6 protein-coding genes are annotated in these 4,415 nt (G+C 75.2%); 3 read left to right on the top strand and 3 right to left on the bottom strand.

The genetic code is table 11. The annotated features are described in order from the left end of the window. Window positions 1–237 (bottom strand): TerD family protein (locus FOE67_RS17885; RefSeq protein WP_182665495.1); only part of this gene is annotated, 237 nt, incomplete at its 3' end. 59 nt (window positions 238–296) lie between these two features. Then, entirely contained in the window at window positions 297–1,157 is an 861-nt protein-coding gene (locus FOE67_RS17890; RefSeq protein ID WP_182665496.1) for an alpha/beta hydrolase, read from the bottom strand. Between the two features lie 191 nt (window positions 1,158–1,348). Between FOE67_RS17890 and FOE67_RS17895 the strand changes: the two genes are divergently transcribed. The 3 genes from FOE67_RS17895 to FOE67_RS17905 all read left to right on the top strand — a co-directional run bounded on the left by FOE67_RS17895 (window position 1,349) and on the right by FOE67_RS17905 (window position 3,620). Further along, the gene (locus FOE67_RS17895) at window positions 1,349–1,954 is read left to right on the top strand and encodes a GNAT family N-acetyltransferase (protein WP_182665498.1); all 606 of its coding nucleotides are present in this window, start codon (window positions 1,349–1,351) and stop codon (window positions 1,952–1,954) included. Between the two features lie 105 nt (window positions 1,955–2,059). Further along, complete coding sequence (locus FOE67_RS17900; RefSeq protein WP_182665500.1) at window positions 2,060–2,590, top strand: flavodoxin domain-containing protein; 531 nt, start codon at window positions 2,060–2,062, stop codon at window positions 2,588–2,590. A 25-nt stretch (window positions 2,591–2,615) separates the two neighbouring features. Continuing rightward, window positions 2,616–3,620: a phosphotransferase family protein gene (locus FOE67_RS17905; RefSeq protein ID WP_182665502.1), complete on the top strand. Its 1,005-nt coding sequence runs from the start codon at window positions 2,616–2,618 to the stop codon at window positions 3,618–3,620. A gap of 54 nt (window positions 3,621–3,674) precedes the next feature. Here FOE67_RS17905 and FOE67_RS17910 read toward each other — a convergent pair. Further along, a partial coding sequence (locus tag FOE67_RS17910; RefSeq protein ID WP_228474002.1) for a hypothetical protein occupies window positions 3,675–4,415 on the bottom strand: 741 nt, incomplete at its 5' end.

Here is a 4,415-nt window from a genome sequence, read left to right on the forward strand (position 1 = left end):
GCCCCCGCCGGCCCCCTCCCCGCGTTTCCCGAGGTGGATCACCGCGCCGGAGGGGTGCGCCGGCTGGTTGTGGAAGACCATGTCGGCGTCCGAACGGACCCGGCCGTCGGAGGCGAGCAGCAGCGCGGAGACGTCCGTGTCCGGCACGCGCGGGTCGGCGGTCCGCACGAGTTCGACGCGGATCGTCGGTGCCTCGACGGGGACGTTCGCACCCTTCCCCAGGGAAATCGATGCCATATCCGCCATTCTGCCCCCGGCCGGCCGAAATCGGGTGGGTGGGGACGTCGGCGGAGTGCCTATCCGGCCCCGTCCCCGTTCCCGGTGAGGGTCTCGCGCAGGAAGTCGTCGACGGTGTCGAGGAATTCGTCACCCGACAGCACCGCCCGGTCGTTGTGGTCGGCCCCCCCGATCAGGTGCAGGGAGATCGGGCCGGCCGTGTGCTCCTCCACCACCTGTCGGGAGAACCGGTCCGGAACGATCCGGTCCGAGTCACCCGCCACCACCAGAACCGGTCCCTCGTACCGCGTCAGGTGCTCGGCGGTCGGGAAGCGGTCGCGCAGCAGGGTGCGCACCGGCAGGAAGGGGTAGTGGTGCCGGCCGACGTCGGCCAACGCGGGGAACGGCGAGCGCAGCACCAGCGCGGGCGGGGGGCGCTCCGCGGCGGCCTCCGAGACCACCGCCGAGCCGAGCGACTCCCCGAGGTACACGATCCGGTCCGGGTCCACGTCGGGACGGTCCGCCACCTGTGCCACGGCCGCGAGGAAGTCCTCGGCCAGGACCTCCTCGCGGGGGTCGCCGGGGTTGCCGCCGTAGCCCCGGTAGTCGGTGAGCAGCACGGCGTACCCGCGCTCGGCCAGGCCCTCGGCGAGCGGCACCCGGCCGGCCCGGTTGCCCCCGTTGCCGTTGGCGACCACCACCGTGGCGTGCGGCCGGGGGGAAGCGGTGTCGGCGGGCAGGAACCAGGCGGTGAGCTCGGCGTCGTCCGCGCCGGTGTACGCGACCTCCTCCACCCCGGCGGGCGGGGGCGGGGCGGACCGGTCGGGGAGATAGATCAACTGGCGTTGCAGCAACCAGGCGGCGAGCACCACCAGCAGCCACAGCACCACCGCGACGACGAGCACCTTCCACGTCACCGACACCCAGCGCCCCGCAGCCATGCCACCGACCCTAGGGGCGTGGCTCCTTCCCCGCCCGCCGAGCGCGCGCGGCGGGCGGCGCGTCGACCGAAAACCGCTTCCCCGCGCGCTCGTGGTCGGGGCACGATGCCGGTCCCCGGCGCGGTACCCGCCGCCCGGGGTCAGCGGCGCGGTCGGGGTTCGCGGCGGCGCGGCGGAGGGGAGACGGTGGGATGCCGGTCCATCCGGAGACGGTGCTGCGCACCGAACGATTCGTGCTGCGCCCCTGGAGGGCGGACGACGTCGGGGCCGTCCGGGCGGCCTGCGCCGACGCCGAGACGCAGCGGTGGCTGCCCCTGCCCCGCCCCTACACCCTCGACGACGCGGTGGAGTGGTGCACCCGCACCGCGCACGCCCTGCGGGAGTCCGGCGACGGCCTGCACCTCGCCGTCACCGCGGCCGACACCGGGCGGCTCCTGGGCGCGATCGGCCTGCACCGCACCGACTGGCGGGTGGGCGGCGCCGAGGCCGGCTGGTGGACGGCCCCGGAGGCCCGGCGGCGTGGCGTGGCGACGGAGGCCTGCCGGGCGCTGGGTCGGTGGTTGCTGCGGGAGCGCGGCTTCCACCGCATGGAGGTGCGGGTGGCGACGGGGAACGTCGCCTCCCGACGGGTGGCGCTGCGGGCCGGGCTGCGTCACGAGGGGACGCTGCGCGGGGCCGGCGTCGTGACGGCCGGGCGCGTGGACCTCGATGTCCTCTCCCTCCTCCCCGCCGATCTCCCCGCCGATCTCCCCGGTGGCGTCGGGGCCGGTCCGGTCGGCGGCCCCGGGGCCGGATGACCCGTTCGCGCCCCGGGGCCCCGCGCGCGACGATGGGGGAGAGGGCGGGAGGACCACCCTGGAGAGGTCCGGTGCCACGGGTTCCGGGCCGGTGGGGAGAGGATCATGACGGTACTGGTGACGGCCGCGAGCCGACACGGGACGACCGAGGCCATCGCCCGCGAGATCGCCGAGGTGTTGGCGGAACACGGCGTGGAGGCGGTGGTGCGCTCGCCCGGTGAGGTGGAGGCGGTCGATCCCTACGAGGCGGTGGTGCTCGGCAGCGCCGTCTACGCCGGTCACTGGCTGTCGCCCGCCGGGGAGTTGGTGGAGCGCTGCGGCCCCGCCCTCGCCGAACGCCCGGTGTGGTTGTTCTCCAGCGGCCCGGTGGGGGACCCCTCGCGGAAGATGGTGCGGGAGATGGAGAAGGACCCGGTGGAGCTTCCGGGCGTGCGCGAGACCGTGCACCCGCGCGACCACCGGATGTTCGCCGGCCGGCTCGACCGAGCGGACCTCAACTTCCCCGAGCGCGCCGCCCTGTTGGTCTTCCGCGGCCTGGAGGGGGACTTCCGGGACCATGACGCGATCCGCGGCTGGGCGGCGTCCATCGCCGACGCCCTCGGCGCCTCCGCCGGCGGGAAACCCCCGGCCGAGTGAGGGTGCCCCGCCGTACGCTGGGGCCGTGGAGAGCCGCACCAAGCGTGTCCTGACCCCCGCCGACATCGACGCCGCGCTGCGGGCCTCCGCCGGCTTCGGGTGCCGGGTGGAGGAGGAGTTGACCGACGGCTGGTTCAACACCGCCCACCGGGTGGTCCTGGACGACGGCCGGCCCGCCGTCGTCAAGTTCGCCCCCGGGCCGGGGGCGCCGGTCCTGCGGTACGAGCGGGGCATCCTGGCCACCGAGGCGATGGTCCACCGCAGGTTGGCCTCCGTCGCCCTGCCGCTGCCCGAACTCATCCACCGGGGACCGGACTTCCTCGTCCTGGCGGTGCTCGACGGCACGCCCTGGAACAAGGTCGCCGACACCCTGCCCGGGCCGGTGAACGCCCGGCTGCGCCGGCGACTGGGCGGCCACGTCGCCCGGATGCACACCCTGCGCCCCGCCGACGGCCGGTTCGGCTACCCGGCCCCGGAGGCGGGGCTGTCGGCGGAGGACTGGCCGACGGCGTTCACCGCGATGGTGGAGGCGCTGTTGGACGACGCCGCGCGGTGGGACGCCCCGCTGGGTGTCACCCCGGACGAGGTGAGGGGGTTGGTGGCCGCCGGGCGGCCGGCTCTCGCCGAGGTGACCGAGCCCCGCCTGGTCCACTTCGACCTGTGGCCGGGCAACGTCTTCGTGGGGGTCCCCGACCCGGCGGACCCCGCCGGCGCCCGGGTCACCGGCCTCATCGACCACGAACGGGCCTTCTGGGGCGATCCGTTGGCGGAGTGGGTGTCGTTGGCGTTCTGCGGGGACATCGCCCCCGACGGCGACCTGCGCGCCGGATACCGCGCGGCGGGCGGCCGGTTCGCCGAGGGCCCGACCGCCGATCACCGACTGGCGCTGTACCGGTTGCTGTTGGGGCTGATCCTGGTGATCGAGTGCGAGCCGCGCGGCTTCGCCGCCGGCAACCCCGACCACCTGGCGTACTGCCGCGACACCCTGGCCGGGTGGGTGGCCGACCTCCGTGCCCTGTCCGCCGGTTGATCCCCCGGCGGCCCGCCCCGCCGGTGCCGTCCCGCCGATCCGGCTCCCGGTCTCTCAGAGCAGGTTGATCCGCCGGTCCCCGACGTCCAGCAGCACGTCCCCGACCGAGAAGTTCTCCTCCAGCACGGCCCGGAAGTCCGCCAGGACCCGCCGCATCCCGGCGACCCGCTCACGCGGCCGGCTCTCCTCCAGGTACGCCGCGATCCGCTCCCGGGTGTCGGCGTCCGGGGCGGAGCCGAGGGCGATTCCGCTGTGCCGCCACGCCAGTTCCATCCGGTGGGCCACCTCGTCGAAGTCCACCCCGGGGTCGGGGAGGCCGGCGTCGAGGATCCGGCGCACCTCGCCGCCGCTCGGCTCGGTCGGCAGGGTCCCCGTGCGCATGATGAACAACAGGACGTCCAGGGCCGACATCTTCACCCCCAGCAGGAGCACCATGCGGTTGTACGCCTCGGCGTGGAGGATCTGGAAGACCGCGGAGTGCTCCAGGAGCAGGGTGCGGACCCGGGCCAACTGCTCCGCCTGGCGTCGCACCCGATGGGAGGCGGCCGGGCCGAACCGCGCCCGGGGGTCGCCCGGCGGGTACCGCACCCGGGCCTCCAGGTCGTCGACGATCTCCTCGGCGAGCAGCACCACCCGGTTGAGCGCCACGTACAGCAGGAACAGGTCCGCGGCCAGTTCACGGCGTCGCTTCTCCCGGCGCAGGCGCGGCACGTTCGGCAGGGCCTCGGCCAGGGCGGCGAAGACCACCCTGAGCAACTCGATCACGGCGGCTCCCGGGGGACGGGGGAGAAGGGG

It is taken from the genome of Streptomyces calidiresistens (genome assembly GCF_014141525.1).
GTDB lineage: Bacteria > Actinomycetota > Actinomycetes > Streptomycetales > Streptomycetaceae > Streptomyces > Streptomyces calidiresistens.

Excerpts from the sequence above, each read along its gene's own strand:
- FOE67_RS17890 (WP_182665496.1), bottom strand. The coding sequence starts at position 1,157 with ATGGCTGCGGGGCGCTGGGTGTCGGTGACGTGGAAGGTGCTCGTCGTC.
- FOE67_RS17895 (WP_182665498.1), top strand. The coding sequence starts at position 1,349 with ATGCCGGTCCATCCGGAGACGGTGCTGCGCACCGAACGATTCGTGCTG.
- FOE67_RS17900 (WP_182665500.1), top strand. The coding sequence starts at position 2,060 with ATGACGGTACTGGTGACGGCCGCGAGCCGACACGGGACGACCGAGGCC.